We start from the raw sequence: 1,487 nt of genomic DNA on the forward strand, positions 1-1,487 counted from the left end.
CCTCGTCAAGGCAAGCCAGCACGTGAGCACGGTTGACTTCCCGACTGCGATGAACCCCTTTGCCGCGTACCGCCTCCACAGTCGCACGGTCCTGCGGGCTCAGCTTCAACTCTGTTTGGCGCATGACTACCTCCGAACGTCTTGTGGCGACATGCGGAGTGTAATCATGTTCCGTTATTTACGTGTTGGCGTACTAGTGCAGTGCGCTTGAAATAATGGAACTTAATGGATGCGGCACACTCCGACCTGGACGGAGGTCGCAGCCATGCGCATTGCCCCAAAGATCGAACTGGATGCTGCTGTTCAACGAGAGTTGACGGCATTGGCGCGGCGAGGCCGCGTCGAGGCTCGTGTGCAGCAACGCGCCAAGATCGTGTTGTTGGCCGCTCAGGGCTGGCAGAACAAGGACATCGCCGCCGAGGTCGATCTGGATCGGCGCCAGGTGGCCTTGTGGCGCCAGCGCTTCCTGGAAGGCGGGGTGGAGGCTCTGATGCACGATGCGCCGCGCCCCGGGCGCACCCCCAGCGTGACCACCGCCGAGTTTGAATCGAGCATCGTGGACAAGACGCTGCATGACAGGCCCATTGCTGCCACGCACTGGAGCACGCGCACGCTGGCGGCGCAACTCGGGGTGGGGCCGACGACGATTCGCCGCGTGTGGCAGCGCAACGGTCTGAAGCCGCATCGCCAGAGCAGCTTCAAGCTCTCGCGCGACCCACGCTTCGAGGACAAGCTGCTGGACGTCGTGGGGCTGTACCTGAACCCGCCCGAGCGCGCCTTGGTGCTCAGCTGCGACGAGAAAAGTCAGATCCAGGCGCTCAACCGCACCCAGCCGGGCCTGCCGATGAAGAAAGGCCGCGCCGGCACCGTCACGCACGATTACAAGCGCCACGGCACGACCACGCTGTTCGCCGCCTTGAACACCCTGGACGGCACCGTGATCTCGATGTGCCAGCAGCAACACCGGCACGCGGAGTGGCTGCAGTTCCTGCGCCTGATCCAGCGCAAGACGCCCAAGCACCTGCAGCTGCACTTGATCGTGGACAACTACGGCACGCACACCCACCCCGACGTGCAGGCCTGGCTGGCCAAGCACCCGCGCTTCGTCATGCACTTCACGCCCACGAGCGCTTCGTGGCTGAACATGGTCGAGCGCTTCTTCCGCGACATCTCGGAGAACCGCATCCGGCGCGACAGCTTCACCAGCGTGCCCGAACTGGAACTGGCCATCGATCTGTACGTGGCCCACCACAACGCCAATCCCAAACCCTTCATCTGGAGCGCCAGCGCGACCGACATCCTGGCCAAGGTCACGCGAGCCAAGGCAGCGCTGGCGCGGGTCCAAAGATAAGTACATATCTGAGTGGTGCACTACACTAGTACGCCAACACGTAAATAACGGAACATGATTACACTCCGCATGTCGCCACAAGACGTTCGGAGGTAGTCATGCGCCAAACACAGTTGAAGCTGAGCCCGCAGGACCG

1 protein-coding gene is annotated in these 1,487 nt (G+C 62.7%); it reads left to right on the forward strand.

What is annotated here, in order from left to right:
* Nucleotides 1-265 precede the first annotated feature (265 nt).
* Nucleotides 266-1,351 carry an IS630 family transposase gene (locus tag QTI04_RS34145; protein ID WP_286619634.1) on the forward strand — a complete coding sequence of 362 codons (1,086 nt, stop codon included), beginning with the start codon at nt 266-268 and terminating at the stop codon, nt 1,349-1,351.
* The last annotated feature ends 136 nt before the right edge of the window (nt 1,352-1,487 follow it).

It is taken from the genome of Variovorax sp. J22R115 (genome assembly GCF_030317005.1).
Classification (GTDB): Bacteria; Pseudomonadota; Gammaproteobacteria; order Burkholderiales; family Burkholderiaceae_C; genus Variovorax.

Bases quoted from the DNA above. Each gene is read 5' to 3' on its own strand.
- QTI04_RS34145 (WP_286619634.1), top strand. From the start codon at position 266: ATGCGCATTGCCCCAAAGATCGAACTGGATGCTGCTGTTCAACGAGAG.